Raw genomic sequence first — 14,091 nt, forward strand, 5'->3', positions numbered from 1 at the left:
AGGTTGAAGACGGCAGCGGGCGGTTTTGCCGTGCCTCGGATGAGCGCTGACGGCCGGCTCGCCAACACCCGGGCGTCCGACGACACGGTGGCGGAAAGCTACGCCGACCTTGTGCGGAACGCACTCGTCAACGCGCCCTAGGAGCGGGCAGCCCTGCGCGCCGACGGCCCTAGCCGGGCAGCGTCGTCACAGTGCTGGGCGGTGCATGGTCAACAAAACGCTTGAGGGCACATCCGTGAACGGATGTGCCCTCTTACCTCTGGTCGGGGTGGCCGGATTCGAACCGACGACCTCTTCGTCCCGAACGAAGCGCGCTACCAAGCTGCGCCACACCCCGAGGCGTGCCGACAAATAGTAGCCCACCCGCCTCGGTGGTCAAACTCGGTACCCCCGCCGTCCGGGCCAGCGGGCGGCGAAGCGGTCAGCGGGGGATGAGGGTGAGGATGCTGGCCTCCGGGGGGCAGGCGAAGCGGATCGGGGCGGTCGGGTGGGTGCCGAGGCCGGCGGAGACGTGCAGCCAGGAGTCCGAGCCCGGCCAGCGGTGCAGTCCCTGTGCCATCGAGCGCGGCAGGCCGCAGTTGGTCACCAGGGCCCCGAAGCCCGGCACGCAGACCTGACCACCGTGGGTGTGCCCGGCCAGCAGCAGCCCGAAGCCGTCCGCCGCCATCTGGTCGAGCACCCGTGGCTCGGGTGAGTGCGTCAGCGCGATGGAGAGGTCCGCCGAGGACGACACCGCGCCGGCCACGGTGGGGTAGTCGTCCCGGTCGATGTGCGGATCGTCGACGCCGACCAGGTCGAGCTGTCGGCCGCCGGCCTTCAGCATCGTCCGGGCGTTGTTGAGGTCCGCCCAGCCGGCGCCGGTGAAGACCTGACGCAACTCCTCGTAGGGCAGCTCGACGCCCTCGGTGTACTCCCGGTCGGGCAGGAAGTAGGTGAACGGGTTCTTCAACACCGGCCCGGTGTAGTCGTTGGAGCCGAACACGAATGCGCCCGGGTAGTCCAGCAGTGGTTGCAGGGCCCGCAGCACGCCCGGCACCGCCCCCGGGTGCGCCATGTTGTCGCCGGTCACCACGACCAGGTCGGGGTCGAGGGCGGCCAGCGATGCCACCCAGCGCTGCTTGCGCGCCTGGTCGGGCATCATGTGCAGGTCCGACAGGTGCAGCACGCGCAGCGGCTCCGCGTCGGCCGGGAGCACCGGCACGTCGTACCGCCGCAGGGTGAACATGTTGCGCTCGACGAGCGACGCGTACGCGAGGGTGGCCGCGCCGATCGTGGCGGTTCCGGCGGCGAGCCGGAATAGTGTGCGCTTTCGCATGGCGTTCAGGGTAGTTTGACCGTCCATGAGCACGCTGAAGGACCGCCTCACTGCCGACATGCGTTCCGCGCTCAAGGCGCGCGACGAGCTGACCACCTCCACGCTGCGGATGGCCCTGGCCGCCGTCGGCACCGCCGAGGTCGCCGGCAAGGCCAAGCGCGAGCTCACCGATGACGAGGTGCTCGCGGTGCTGACCAAGGAAGCCAAGAAGCGTCGGGAGGCGGCCACCGCCTTCGCCGACGCCGGCCGCGCCGAGCAGGCCGCGAAGGAGAGCGCCGAGGGTGAGGTGTTGGACCGATACCTGCCCAAGCAGCTCTCAGACACCGAGCTGACCGAGCTGGTGTCGGGGGCGCTTGCCGCCGGCGGCTTCACCGGCAAGGGCCAGATGGGCCCGGCGATGAAGGCGGCCCAGGCCGCGGTGGCGGGCCAGGCCGAGGGTGGCCGGGTGGCCGCCGAGGTACGCCGACAGCTCGGTCTCTGACCCGGCAGGGTCAGGGGCGCGGCACGACGGGTTGTCGCAGCCGCTCGCGGGTCCGGACAGACGAAACGGGCGGGCACCCGAGAAGGGTGCCCGCCCGTCGTGTCCTACGCGTCGGCTCAGCCGCCGGGGCGGCCCCCGGGTCGGCCCCCGGGCGGATTGCCCGGAGTGCCGTCGGTGTTGCCCGGCGTGCCGCCGCCGCTGCTGACCTGGATGGTGACCACACCACCCTTGATCGTGCGTCCGTCCGGGCTGGTGCCGGCCGCGTCGCCCGCCTTACAGGAGGACGGCACCTTCGCGCTGGAGACGACCGGCTCGAAGCCGGCGCCCTTGAGCCGGGACTTCGCCTGATCCACCGAAATGCACTTCACGTCGGGGATGCTGCGCTGGTCACCCTCGGATATCTTCTGGCCCGGTGGCGTGAACTGCACGCGGTCCTTGCCCTTCATGGCATCCCGCAGGGTCTCGTACACCGGCGGGTTGATGCCGTCCTTCTCCTTGTGCTTCATCTCGACGTTCGTCTGCGGCCAGTCCGGGTCGGCCATGATGCCGGCCACCGAGTACTGCTTGGTCATGGCGACCAGGGCGGCCGTCTTCTCCGAGTCGGTGGTGCCGGACTTACCGGCCACCGGCGCGTCGACGATGCCCTTCACGACGGCGGCCGTGCGGGTGCCACCGCACTTGCTGGTGCTGGAGTTGTCACCCACCGGGCAGCGGGCGGCGTCCACGGCGGCCCGGGCCACCTCGGTGCTGAACCGCTTTTCGCAGCGCGGGTTGGCGATGTCCAGCTTGTTGCCCTCCGGGTCCCGGATTTCCTGCACCGGGATCGGCTCGCAGTACTTCCCGTCCGCCGCGAGGGTGGCGTACGCGTTGGCCAGGTCGAGCGGCGTCGTGGAGGAAACACCCAGGGTGAAGGCGCCCCACTGGTGGGCGGCTTCCTTGGTCGCGGCGAACTTGGCGTCGTTGCTCGCCCGGAACTGGATGCCGGCCCGCCGGGCGGCGTCGACCACGTTCTCCGCACCGACCTGCTGTTGCAGTGGGACGAAGTAGGTGTTGATCGACGCGCTGAAGGCGCTCCACATGTTCTGCACGCCGCCGGCCTTGAGGCCGGAGTTGGTCGGGCAGTAGAAGTGGGTGCCCTTGCACGCCGCCGGGCTGCTGCTGTCGATGATGTATTCCGACTTGAACTGCTGGGGCGCGTTCATCGAGTAGCTGAGCGGGATGCCCTTCTCCAGCGCGGCGAGGATGCTGAAGATCTTGAAGGTAGAGCCTGCCTGGTAACCGGTGATGCCGTTGCCGCCGGTGAGCAGCGGGTTCACGGTCGCCGGGTAGTTGCCCCGGATGCCCTTCCTGCTCTTGGCCGGATCGCTGGACATCTTGTTCTTCGGGTTCTTCGGGTCGTCGAGCTTGAACTGCCGGTTGACCGCGAGCGCCCGCACCCGGCCGGTGCCCGGCTCGACCACCGCGACCATTGCCGCTTCCTTGCTGTTCACGCTCTTGGCCTTACGGACCGCCTTGTCCGCGCCACGCTGCGCTTGGACGTCGATCGAGGTCACGACGGTGTAGCCGCCGCTCTTCAGCCGGCGCTCCCGGTCGTACGTGGTCGAGCCGAACGTCTCCTGATCCAGCCACCAGCGGTAGAAGTAGTCGCAGAAGAAGCCCCACTCGTTGACGTTGGCGGCGACGCAGCCGTTCGGGGTGCGCTTGTCCTTCACGACCAGCTCGGTCGCCTTGGCGGCGTCCGCCTCCTGCTGGGTGATGGCCTTGATGTCGACCATGTTCTGGATGACGTAGTCGCGCCGGTCCTTGGCGAGCGGGTAACCCGCCTCGGTGGTCGGGTCGTTCGTCGTCGGCGCCTTGACCATGCCGGCCAGCAACGCCGCTTCCTCGATCTTCAGCTTGCTCGGTGGCTTACCGAAGTAGACCTGGCTGGCGGCGTAGATGCCGTACGCGCCGTTGCCGAACGAGGCGAGGTTGAGGTAGCGGGTGAGGATCTCGTCCTTGGAGAATTCCTTGTCGACCTGGAGGGCCAGCCGCATCTCGCGGAGCTTGCGGGCGCTGGTGTCCTCGGTCGCCGCGACGACGTCCGCCGGGTGGGTGGCCGAGTAGGCGATGGCCAGCCGGACGTACTGCATGGTCAGCGTCGAGGCGCCCTGCCGGCCGGAGCCTTCGCTCTGGTTGTTGACGAACGCACGGGCGACGCCGTTGATGTCGACGCCGTTGTGCTTGTAGAACTCATGGTCCTCGGCCGCGATGATGGCCTTCTGCATGGCCGGCGAGATGTCGGCGAGCTTGACGTCCCGCCGGTTCTCGTCGTACATCGTCGCGAGCGGTGTCTTGCCGTCCGATGCCAGCAGGTAGCTGATCTGTGGCGCGCGGGCCACCGTCAGCTCCGTGGGCAGGGCACCGAATGTCTCGGCGCCGGCCTTCGCGGCCAAGCCGGACATCGCTACCGCGGGGAAGGCCGCCGCAGCGACCACCACGCCGGCCAGCAGGCCACACACAAGTAGCGATGCGGCGTTGGTCAGCACATTGTGGTCACGTTTCCGCATCCAGGTCACCTCGACAGGGTACGCGAGTAGGGAACGAGGGGCGCTGGGGCGTTCTTTCCCCATTTCCTGCGCGCGCTGCCCTCGTTGTGCTAAACGCACGACCCCCGGTGCTTGGTTGCGTGTGAACTGGCGTGAGTCTCCTCGGATTCAGTGAGGCGGCGCAGCGTTATCGCTGACCTCGGCGGGGTAACCGGCGGTCGAAGGCCCGGGAAGCCGGGAGTGTCCGGAATGATGGATTTCGTCGACAACGTTGCGTAATCAGTCGACTACAGAGCATGATGGGGGCGGCAACAGCGCCACATGTCGTCCGCGCCGCCTTGGGGAAGGCAGGCCGGGCGATCGGGGGGAATTGCCGGCTGACGTGCATCGACGAGGTCGGTAGGTACTGCAAGGGGGGACGTGTACACATGGGCATGATCACTGACTGGCCGTCGCTGGCGGCATGTCAGAACGGGGACCCGGACGCGTTGTTCGTACAGGGCGCCGAACAGAACGTGGCGAAGCGGATCTGCCGGAGCTGCCCAGTTCGGTACGAGTGCCTGGCCGACGCGCTGGACAACCGGATCGAGTTCGGTGTGTGGGGCGGCATGACCGAACGCGAACGGCGCGCGCTACTGCGTCGTCACCCCCAGGTGACGAGCTGGCGCAAGATGTTCGAGGCCGCGATGAAGAAGAACAGCAAGGACAAGGCCGGCAAGGACAAGATTCTCGTCAGCGCGGCCAACTGACGCCGGTCACGGCCGGCTGATCGCCGCGCCGATCGTCCGTAGCCCGTCGACGTCGTGCACGTCGGCGGGCTGCGCCGTGACCGAAACCGCCGGCACGGCCGGGAACGCCTCGGTGAAGCGCGCGGCGACCTGCTGCTCGCGTACCGCCTGGCGAGCCAACGCCGCGTGAGCCCGCAGCACGTCGGCGGTGGCCTCATGCCCACCCAGCTGGATCAACCGCTCGGCGGCGACCAGGCTCTGCTCGGCGTCCAGCTCCGGGACCGCCGGCCGGTGCACCCGGTTGAGCACCAGGCCGGCCAGCGGCATCCGCTCGTCGCGCAGCCGGCCCGCGAAGTAGGCGGCCTCCCGGACCGCGTCCGGCTCCGGCGTCGCGACCAGCAGAAAGGCCGTCTCCCGCGCCTGCAGGATGCGGTACGTCTGCTCGGCGCGCTGCCGGAAACCACCGAACATCGAATCCAGTGCCGCCACGAAGCCGGACAGGTCGGTGAGCAGCTGCGCGCCGAGCACCTTCTGCACCACCTTCGAGAACATCCCGAACGAGGCCGTGACCAGGCTGAACATGCTCCGGCCGCCGCTGCGCGCCGGGGCCAGCAGCAGCCGCAGCATCCGGCCGTCGAGGAAACGGGAGAGTCGAGCCGGCGCGTCCAGGAAGTCCAGTGCCGAGCGGGACGGCGGCGTGTCCACCACGATCAGGTCCCATTCGCCCCGGGCGTGCAGCTGACCCAGCTTCTCCATCGCCATGTATTCCTGCGTGCCGGCGAAGGTCGAGCTCATCGCCTGGTAGAACGGGTTCGCGAAGATCTCCGCAGCCTTCGTCGGGTCGGTGTGCTGCAACACCACGTCGTCGAAGGTGCGCTTCATGTCCAGCATCATGGCGTGCAACTCGCCGCCACTGCTCTCGACGTCGATGCCCTTGACCTGGCGAGGGGTGTTGTCCAGCTCGGTCAGGCCCAGCGACTGGGCCAGCCGGCGGGCCGGGTCGATGGTGAGCACCACCGTGCGGCGGCCGTGGTGCTCGGCGGCCCGCAGCGCCAGCGCCGCGGCCGTGGTCGTCTTTCCCACTCCGCCGGCACCACAACACACGACGATCCGCACGCCCGGGTCGGCGAGGATCTGGTCGACGTCCAGCTGCGGCGCCGCGTCTTCGGAAGGCACCAATCGAGCGTATCGGGCCGGTGGGTCCGTCCGCCCGTGCTGCGCTCAGGTGTGAGTCATTCGGCGCGAACGAGGGCCTGGGCCAGCGTCGCGAGCCCCGCCCGGTCCACCCCGTCGGGCAGCAACGGCAGCTCGATCATCGGCAGCCCCAACTCCACCAGGTCGGCGCGGAGCGAATCTTCCAGTTCGCGCCGGATGAGCTGATCACGGGCCTCGTCGTGCAGCCCGCCCACGATGTCCCGATCGGCCGGCAGCCCGGCGGCGACCAGCCCGCGCTTCAACTCCGCAGCGGTCACCGCCGGTCCGGCGGGCAGCGGGGGTCGGACCCCGTTGACGAGCACCTTCCCGACGCCGAAGCCGAGGGCGGTCAGGTCGGCGATCGCGTCGACCGTCTCCTGGATCGGCATCTCCTCCAGCAGCGTGACCACGTGCACCGCGGTAATCGGGGACCGCAGCAACGCGGCGACCCCCTCGCTCTGGGTCTTGATCGGGCCCACCTTGGCCAGCCGGGCGGTCTCCGCCGTCACGTTGAGGAACCGGCCGATCCGCCCGGTCGGCGGGGCGTCCAGCACCACCGCGTCGTACGCGCGCCGCTGCCCGGTGGTGCGGGTCGTGGCCTCCTTCACCTTGCCGGTGAGGAGGACGTCCCGTAGGCCGGGCGCGATGGTGGTGGCGAAGTCGATGGCGCCGAGCTTGCGCAGTGCCCGGCCCGCCGCGCCCAGCTTGTAGAACATGTCCAGGTACTCGAGCAGCGCCTCCTCGGCGTCCACCGCGAGCGCGCGGACCTCACCGCCGTCCGGCGCGTCGGCGAGGTGCCGCTCCTCGTAGGGCAGCGGTTCGATGCCGAACAGCTGGGCGATGCCCTGCCGCCCCTCGACCTCGACCAGCAGGGTGCGCCGGCCGCCGGCGGCGAGCGCGAGGGCCAGCGCCGCCGCCACGCTGGTCTTACCGGTGCCGCCCTTGCCGGTCACCACGTGGAGACGGGCGGGCCATCCGGTACCGGCCGGGTCGATCGGACGCTCAGCTGCACACACTCGTCGAGCCTATCCAGGCTCGGCGGTCAGGCGACCTCGCAGACCCACCAACCCGTCTTCTGCACCACAGTGAAGCGCAACTCCTGGTCGGCCACCTTCTCGTCGGCGGTGGTCATGGTGAGCCGGGTGGAGACGGTGGCCCGTTCCCCGGTCTGGTTGTCCACCTTCGGGGTGGTCCACCGGAAGCGCGGGTTCTGGTAGGTGGAGGCGTACTTCTCCACCTCGGCCACCTTCGCGGCGATCTTGTCGTCGTCGCGGGAAGCGGCGCAGACGCGACCGGCCGCCTTTGTCGCGTCGCGATCCTTGTAGACCGCGGTGAGGAACTCGTCGACGGCGACCGCCGGCTCCTTGGCACCCTCGCCGGTCTCGGCATCGCGCAGGGTCAGGAAGGCCACCACGCCACCGCCCACGCAGAGCACCATGATCACGACCAGGGCGATCGCCGCGATCAGCAGACCGCGCTTCTTCTTCGGCTCGGCCGTGCCCTGGTAGGGCGGATAGGCCGGCGGGGCCGCGGGGATCGACGAGGGGTTCGGGGCACCGGGCTGCGACGGTGCGGCGGCCGAGGTGGGGCCGCCACGCCCTTCCGGCTGCCCGGCGCCGCCGGGCTGCCCCGGGAAGGCCGGCTGGCTGGGGATGGTCGGCGCGCCGGGCTGACCGGCGGGATCCGGGTGGGTCGGCGGGTGAGCGGGTGTGCCGGCCTGGTCGCCGCTGGGCGGGTGGGTCATGTCGTTCCCCCAGGGGTGCGGCGCCCGTCGCCACCCCTGGCGCCGAGCGTGATCGAGCGGGCGGCCGGGCGCTGCGCGACCGTCCGACCGGAAGGGTAGCGGTCGATGACCGGATCGGTGTCGCCCCTGCCTGTCGAGCGGCCCAGCGATCCGGTGAGCGGTACCAGCGTCGGTTTAGGTGTCGGGCCCCCGACCTGCGGTGTGTCGCATATGTGACTGTTGGTGGCTTCTTGTGCGCGTCCTGTTGGCGGGACCGCGGCCACAGACCTACCTTCGTCCCGGTGCGGGGGCCGGAACGGACGAATGGGTCCGGGCCGGAAGCATGGTCCGAGAGGTACGACCGGAGGCAGTGCATGCGCGACGCGGACAACATCCCTCGCACCCAGTTCCCGACGAACGACCGGCCCCGCCGGCTCGGGTCCGTGGTCGAGGCCGGCGGGCAGGTCACCAACCAGCCGATCAACGAACGGTCGTACCGCCGGATGCCGGAGCAGGCGGAGACGACCCGGATGCCGAGCCAGCCCGCCGAGCGGACCCGCGAGGACGACGAGCCGGGCTTCGTCATCCACCTGCCGATCCGGGTGCCGAATCTGGCGGCGGCGACCGTGCTGGCCGGTCGGGTCGCGGTGTCCCTGGGCTTCCTGCCCGAGTTGGACGCCGGCGAGACCACCGTCTCCAACGCCGACGATCAGAACAACCGGCACCGGGTCTTCTGCGACCTGCTGCTGCCCGACCGGTCCCGCTGCCCGCAGGGGTACGAGCACGAAGGGCGCTGCGGGGAGCTGCCGGCCGCGCCGGAGCAGCGTCCCGTACCTCGCCCTGCCAGCGGACCGTAGGCTGTCCCTCGAACAATTCCGCACCGAGAGGGAGCCCTTCAGCGATGCAGAAGTGGGAATACTCCACGGTCCCGCTGCTGGTCCACGCGACCAAGCAGATCCTCGACAACTGGGGCGAGGACGGGTGGGAGCTCGTCGCCGTGGTCCCCGGCCCGAACCCGGACCAGCTGGTCGCCTACCTGAAGCGGCCGAAGGCGTGAGCAACGGTCCGCACGCGAAGCTCGCCGAGCTGGGTCTCGAACTGCCCGAGGTCGTGCCGCCGGTGGCCAGTTACGTCCCGGCCGTGCAGTCCGGGCAGCACGTGTACGTTTCCGGCCAGTTGCCGATGGCCGAGGGCAAGTTGCTGGCGACCGGCAAGGTCGGCGCCGGGATCTCCGCCGAGCAGGCGAAGGATCTGGCCCAGCGGTGCGCGCTCAACGCGTTGGCCGCTGTCGACTCGCTGGTCGGCCTGGAGAACGTGGTCAAGGTGGTCAAGGTGACCGGGTTCGTGGCCTCCGCGCCCGGCTTCACCGGTCAGCCCGCCGTGATCAACGGTGCCTCGGATCTCTTCGGCATCGTCTTCGGGGAGGCCGGCCGGCACGCGCGCAGCGCGGTGGGCGTGGCCGAGTTGCCCCTGGACGCCCCGGTGGAGATCGAGCTGATCGTCGAGGTCGCCTGACGCGTCCCCATCGCCCCGCGATCTTGCACTTTCTGCTCGGACGAAAGCCCTGAACCGGGATGAATCAGGGGCCGCAAGTGCAAGATCGTGGGGTGTGGCGGGCGGGGTCGTACGATCGCAGCCATGAGCGGGCACGTGACGGGGGCGGTGGCGGCGCTTGCCGACGAGTTGCCCCGCTGGGTTTCACTGCTGCGTGCGCCGAACCCGGGGCCGATGACCCTCGACGGCACCAACACCTGGGTGCTGCGCGCCCCGGCGGCCGAGTCCGGCATCGTGGTCGACCCGGGGCCGGCGGACGAGGGGCACCTGACCCGGATCGCCGAGCACGGCCCGGTCGGGCTGATCCTGATCACCCACGGCCACCCCGACCACACCGAAGGCGCGGCCCGGCTGAGTGAGCTGCTCGGCGGCGTGCACGTGCTCGCCGTCGATCCGGCGCACACCATCGGCGGCGAGCCGCTGACCGAGCCGGGCGAGCACTTCGGCGGCTCCGGTCTGCACATCAGCCTGTTGCAGACGCCAGGGCACACCGCCGACTCGGTCTGCTTCCTGGTCGAGCACGGCGACGAGAGGGTGGTGCTCACCGGTGACACCATCCTCGGCCGGGGCACCACCGTGGTCGCCCACCCCGACGGGCACCTCGGTGACTACCTGAGCAGCCTGGAGTTGCTGTCCGCGTACCGGGGGATCCCGGCGCTGCCCGGACACGGCCCGGCACTGGCCGACTGCGCCGCCGCCGCCGACTTCTACCTCGCCCACCGCCGGGCCCGGCTCGACCAGGTCCGGGCGGCGGTCGCCGCCGGTGCCCACACCCCCGCCGACGTGGTCGCGACGGTCTACGCGGACGTGGACCGCTCACTCTGGTGGGCGGCCGAATGGTCGGTCCGGGCCCAGCTGGAGTATCTGGGCGTCGACACCGGGGAATCCGCGCCCGGGGTCAGTGGGTTGGAGCACATGTGACCTGCCCCGTGTGTGGAACCGTTGCCGTTCCCGGCGCGCGGTTCTGCCACAACTGTGGCGCCGCGCTGCCGGCCGCCGCCACGTTGCCGGCGGCCGAGCGCCGGGTGGTCACCGTGCTCTTCGGTGACCTCTCCGAGTTCACCTCCTGGTCGGAGGACCTCGACCCGGAACGCGTGGGCGCGGTCACCGATCGGGTGCTCGCCGCCCTGGCAGGTGCGGTGAAGACGTTCGGCGGGCACGTCGACAAGCTGACCGGTGACGGCATCATGGCTGTCTTCGGCGCCCCGGTGGCACACGAGGACGACGCCGAACGCGCCGTCCGGGCCGCCCTGTCCATGCAACGGGCCGTCCGGCGGGTGCTCGACGACGAGCGGGGCGGCGGCGCGCCGCTCGGGCTGCGGGTCGGGCTGAACACCGGCGACGTCATCGCGGGCATCCAGGCCGCGATCGAGTACACGGTCATCGGCGACACGGTGAACACCGCGGCCCGGCTCGCCGACGCCGCCGCCGTCGGGGCCGTCTACGCCGGTGGACGTACCGCCGCGGCCACCAGGCACGTCTCCTCCTGGCGGGCGCTGCGCCCGCTGCGGCTCAAGGGCAAGCGTGAGCCGGTCGAGGCGTACGAGCTGCTCGGTCTGCTGGACGCACCGGGCACCCGCTCGGGGCTCGGCGACGAGGCACCGTACGTCGGCCGGGAGACGGAGATCGGTCGGGTCGCCGGCCGGCTCGCCGAGGTGATCGACCAGGGCGACCCACGGGTGCTGCTGATGACCGCCGAGGCGGGCATCGGCAAGTCCCGGTTCGCCGCCGAGGTGGAGCGCCTCGCCGCCGGGTACGACGTCGGTGCTGGCCGCTACGCGGCGCACACCGGGGCCCGGGTGCTCTCGGTGCACTGTGCCGCGTTCGGGGAGCGGCGACGGCTCGCGCCCCTGGCCGACCTGGTGCGGGCCGCCGTCGGCCTGCCCAGCGACGCGTCCACAGCGCTGACCCGCCCGGCGGTCGAGGAGCGGCTGCGCCGGCTCGGGCAGCGGCTCGCCCGCTCCGGTGCGGAGACACCGCCGATCGCCACTGAGCAACTGTTGGCCCTGCTCGGCTACGCCGAACTCCCGGCGCACGGTGGCAGCGACAGCGGCGAGTGGGGCGGCTCGGGCACTCCGGCAGCGGACGCCGAGGTGGTGCCGAACGCGGTCGCCGACCTGCTCACTGGGCTCGCCTCGGAGGCGCCGCTGGTGATCGTGGTGGATGACCTGCACGATGCCACCGCCGAGACGATCGGTGCCCTCGGGTTGACCCTGTCCAAGCTCACCGGCCCGGTGCTGGTGCTGCTGCTCGGCCGTCCCGAGTTGGTGCGTACCGCCGGCGCGCTGACCCGGGTCGCGGACGCCGAGGTGCACTCGTTGCCGCCGCTGCGCGGTGCCGACGCGGCCCGGCTGCTCACGAGTTACCTCGGCGGCGGCAAGCTGCCGCAGGCCGACACCGACCGGTTGCTCGCCACCGCGCAGGGCAATCCGTTCTACCTGGCCGAGCTGGTCACCCTGCTGATCGAACGGGGCGCGCTCACCACCGAATCAGTGCGCGGTGTCGCCTCGACGCGGGGTGCCGCGGTGGAGCGGTCCGGCTCCGGCGAGCGGGAGCAGAGCGGGCCGGCAGGCTGGCGGCTGGTGCCGGGTTCGCTGGGCAGTCGGCTGCTCTCCCGGGACCTCGCCGCCGTGCTCGCGGCCCGAATCGACGCGTTGCCACCGGATGCCCGGTCGGTGCTGCGCGACGCCGCGGTCACCGGTGACACGGTGCCGAACGGCGCGCTGGAGGCGATGCGGGAGCTACGCGGCGGTCGCGACGGCCGGCCGTCGGCCGTGGTCGCGGTCGAACTCGACCGGGCGGTCGAGGAGTTGCTGCAACGCCGCATGCTGCACCGCTCACGTGCCGGCTATTCGTTCGCCACACCACTCATGCGGGAGGCCGCGTACGCCGGGGTGAGCAAGGCCGAGTTGGCCGAGCGGCACGCGGCGCTGGCCCGCTGGGCGGGGCCGGCGGACGAGACCACGGCCAGCACGGTGGGCGGGTTCACCGACGAGGCCCGGGACGACTTCGTGGCGACGCACGTCGAGCGGGCCGCCACGCTCGCCGACGCGGTGAAGCTGCGCCCGGACGCGCCGGCCCGGGCGGTGGTTCCGCTCGGCGTCGCCGCGCTCGGCCGGGCCGCCCGCCGCTCGCTCTCCGCCGGTGAGCCGGCAATGGCCGTCGAGTACGCCGAGCGCGCCACCGAACTGGCCCGCGACGGGGTGCCGGCAGCCGATCGGGTGGTGCACGCGCGGGCGTTGCTCCAGGTCGGCCGGGTCTCCGACGCGTTGGCGTACGCCGAGAAGATCGCCGCGAACGCGGGGGACGAGGCCACCCGGGTCAGCGCCCTGCTGCTGGCGGGGCAGGCCCAGGAGACCCTCGGCGACCAGGGCCGGGCGGTGACCGCCTGGGAGGAGGCGTTGCAGGTGGCCACCGAGGGTCGGCTGCCCACGCAGCGCGCCACGGCGATGCGCCGGCTCGGCATGGCCGACTTCGTGGCCGGGCGGCTGAGTCAGGCGAGCAGCCGGTTGGCGGCCGCGTACCAGGTCAGCCTCGGTGCGCAGGACCGACGCGGGCAGGCGTGGTCCCTGCAGAACCTGGCCTGGGTGACCACCACCCGGGGCGACTTCGCCGGGACCGACGCGGTACTCGGCCGGGCCGCCCGACTCTTCGCCGAGCTGAAGGACCCGTACGGGCGGGCCTGGCTGCGCGGCACCACGGCGTTCGCCCGGCTGCTCGCCGGCCGACTGCGCGAGGCGTGTCGGATGGCGCAGGTGTTCCTGCCGTTCGGCGAGCGGGTCGGTGAGGCGTGGGCGGTGGGCACGTTGCGCGCGGTGGCGGCGTTCGCCACTGCCGAGCTGGGTGACCTGGCCGAGGCGGACCGGGAGGCCCGGCGGGCGTACCGGGAGTTCGCCGCCGCGTCCGACGACTGGGGGCGTGGGTTCGCCCTGGTGGTCCGGGCGGTGGTGGCGCGCGGCCTGGGCGAGCCGGAGCACGCGGCCGACCTGCTCACCGACGCCCTGGCGTACGCGGAGCGCACCTCGCATCCGCTGCTCACCGGGATGGCCGGCACGCTGCGCGGCTTCGTCGCGTTGGACATGGGCGACTGCGAGACGGCCGAGCGGGTGGCCCGCGCGGTGCTGACCGCGGTGGAGCCGCACAACCCGCAGGCCCCGGCGCAGGTGGCGCCCCGGGTGCTGCTGGCGACGGCCCGTCTTGCCGCCGGCGACTCGGCGACAGCGGTCGGGCTGCTCGCCCCGGTGGCCACGGCCGCCGCGAACGCACCCTCGCTGCTCTTCTCCCGCCGCCAGACGATGGCTCAGTACGCGGCGGCGCTGCTCGCTCACGGTCAGCGGGAGCAGGCCTTGGACTGGGCCCGCCGGGCGGTCACCGCGCCGGCCGAGGACGTGCGCAGCCAGGTGATCGCGGCGAGTGTGCTGGCCGAGGCGTTGGCCGCCTGCGGTCGCCCGGCGGAGGCGGTGTCCTGCGCGCAGGAGGCGGTCCGCCTGGCGTACGCCACCGAGCAGCGCAGCGAACGAGCCGCAGCCGACGCTCTGCAAACCCGCCTGTCCGCCCTGCTCTAACCC

General features: G+C 71.7%; 12 protein-coding genes and 1 tRNA gene. 7 read left to right on the forward strand and 6 right to left on the reverse strand.

The window, feature by feature from the left end:
* Positions 1–260: 260 nt before the first annotated feature.
* Together DLJ58_RS14410 and DLJ58_RS14415 are read right to left on the reverse strand one after the other, a co-directional pair.
* Positions 261–337, reverse strand: a tRNA-Pro gene (locus DLJ58_RS14410).
* An 84-nt stretch (positions 338–421) separates the two neighbouring features.
* Positions 422–1,315 carry a metallophosphoesterase gene (locus tag DLJ58_RS14415; RefSeq protein WP_124856644.1) on the reverse strand — a complete coding sequence of 298 codons (894 nt, stop codon included), beginning with the start codon at positions 1,313–1,315 and terminating at the stop codon, positions 422–424.
* Positions 1,316–1,340: 25 nt separating this feature from the next.
* On the opposite strand from DLJ58_RS14415, the gene DLJ58_RS14420 reads away from it, so the two are divergent.
* Entirely contained in the window at positions 1,341–1,796 is a 456-nt protein-coding gene (locus tag DLJ58_RS14420; protein WP_124856646.1) for a GatB/YqeY domain-containing protein, read from the forward strand.
* Positions 1,797–1,912: 116 nt separating this feature from the next.
* On the opposite strand, the gene DLJ58_RS14425 is transcribed toward DLJ58_RS14420, so the two are convergent.
* Positions 1,913–4,345, reverse strand: a complete 2,433-nt coding sequence (locus tag DLJ58_RS14425) for a penicillin-binding protein (protein ID WP_124856648.1) — start codon at positions 4,343–4,345, stop codon at positions 1,913–1,915.
* Between the two features lie 407 nt (positions 4,346–4,752).
* On the opposite strand from DLJ58_RS14425, the gene DLJ58_RS14430 reads away from it, so the two are divergent.
* The gene (locus tag DLJ58_RS14430; RefSeq protein WP_030328078.1) at positions 4,753–5,073 is read left to right on the forward strand and encodes a WhiB family transcriptional regulator; all 321 of its coding nucleotides are present in this window, start codon (positions 4,753–4,755) and stop codon (positions 5,071–5,073) included.
* A gap of 6 nt (positions 5,074–5,079) precedes the next feature.
* Here DLJ58_RS14430 and bagB read toward each other — a convergent pair whose 3' ends face one another.
* Genes bagB through DLJ58_RS14445 form a run of 3 tightly spaced genes read right to left on the reverse strand, consistent with a single transcriptional unit; the run spans position 5,080 to position 7,990 of the window.
* The gene (gene bagB, locus DLJ58_RS14435; protein ID WP_208741091.1) at positions 5,080–6,231 is read right to left on the reverse strand and encodes an ArsA family ATPase; all 1,152 of its coding nucleotides are present in this window, start codon (positions 6,229–6,231) and stop codon (positions 5,080–5,082) included.
* Positions 6,232–6,284: 53 nt separating this feature from the next.
* The gene (gene bagA / locus DLJ58_RS14440; protein WP_124856652.1) at positions 6,285–7,262 is read right to left on the reverse strand and encodes an ATPase BagA; all 978 of its coding nucleotides are present in this window, start codon (positions 7,260–7,262) and stop codon (positions 6,285–6,287) included.
* A gap of 26 nt (positions 7,263–7,288) precedes the next feature.
* Entirely contained in the window at positions 7,289–7,990 is a 702-nt protein-coding gene (locus DLJ58_RS14445) for an Rv0361 family membrane protein (RefSeq protein ID WP_124856654.1), read from the reverse strand.
* Positions 7,991–8,343: 353 nt separating this feature from the next.
* On the opposite strand from DLJ58_RS14445, the gene DLJ58_RS14450 reads away from it, so the two are divergent.
* From DLJ58_RS14450 to DLJ58_RS14465, 5 genes are all read left to right on the forward strand, one after another.
* Positions 8,344–8,826, forward strand: coding sequence for a hypothetical protein (locus DLJ58_RS14450; protein WP_112621981.1), 483 nt, complete (start codon positions 8,344–8,346; stop codon positions 8,824–8,826).
* Between the two features lie 44 nt (positions 8,827–8,870).
* Positions 8,871–9,026, forward strand: coding sequence for a Sp36 family protein (gene sp36 / locus DLJ58_RS34085; RefSeq protein WP_007466198.1), 156 nt, complete (start codon positions 8,871–8,873; stop codon positions 9,024–9,026).
* Entirely contained in the window at positions 9,023–9,484 is a 462-nt protein-coding gene (locus DLJ58_RS14455; RefSeq protein ID WP_124856656.1) for a RidA family protein, read from the forward strand. The genes sp36 and DLJ58_RS14455 overlap by 4 nt, the downstream gene beginning before the upstream one ends.
* Positions 9,485–9,607: 123 nt before the next feature.
* The gene (locus DLJ58_RS14460) at positions 9,608–10,444 is read left to right on the forward strand and encodes an MBL fold metallo-hydrolase (protein ID WP_124856658.1); all 837 of its coding nucleotides are present in this window, start codon (positions 9,608–9,610) and stop codon (positions 10,442–10,444) included.
* Complete coding sequence (locus DLJ58_RS14465) at positions 10,441–14,088, forward strand: adenylate/guanylate cyclase domain-containing protein (RefSeq protein WP_124856660.1); 3,648 nt, start codon at positions 10,441–10,443, stop codon at positions 14,086–14,088. The genes DLJ58_RS14460 and DLJ58_RS14465 overlap by 4 nt, the downstream gene beginning before the upstream one ends.
* The last annotated feature ends 3 nt before the right edge of the window (positions 14,089–14,091 follow it).

Origin of the sequence: Micromonospora arida, from assembly GCF_003857035.1 — a bacterium.
GTDB classification, from domain to species: domain Bacteria; phylum Actinomycetota; class Actinomycetes; order Mycobacteriales; family Micromonosporaceae; genus Micromonospora; species Micromonospora arida.

Coding starts and splice junctions, on each gene's coding strand:
- DLJ58_RS14415 (WP_124856644.1), bottom strand. CDS start 1,315: ATGCGAAAGCGCACACTATTCCGGCTCGCCGCCGGAACCGCCACGATC.
- DLJ58_RS14420 (WP_124856646.1), top strand. CDS start 1,341: ATGAGCACGCTGAAGGACCGCCTCACTGCCGACATGCGTTCCGCGCTC.
- sp36 (WP_007466198.1), top strand. CDS start 8,871: ATGCAGAAGTGGGAATACTCCACGGTCCCGCTGCTGGTCCACGCGACC.
- DLJ58_RS14425 (WP_124856648.1), bottom strand. CDS start 4,345: ATGCGGAAACGTGACCACAATGTGCTGACCAACGCCGCATCGCTACTT.
- DLJ58_RS14460 (WP_124856658.1), top strand. CDS start 9,608: ATGAGCGGGCACGTGACGGGGGCGGTGGCGGCGCTTGCCGACGAGTTG.
- DLJ58_RS14430 (WP_030328078.1), top strand. CDS start 4,753: ATGGGCATGATCACTGACTGGCCGTCGCTGGCGGCATGTCAGAACGGG.
- DLJ58_RS14450 (WP_112621981.1), top strand. CDS start 8,344: ATGCGCGACGCGGACAACATCCCTCGCACCCAGTTCCCGACGAACGAC.
- DLJ58_RS14445 (WP_124856654.1), bottom strand. CDS start 7,990: ATGACCCACCCGCCCAGCGGCGACCAGGCCGGCACACCCGCTCACCCG.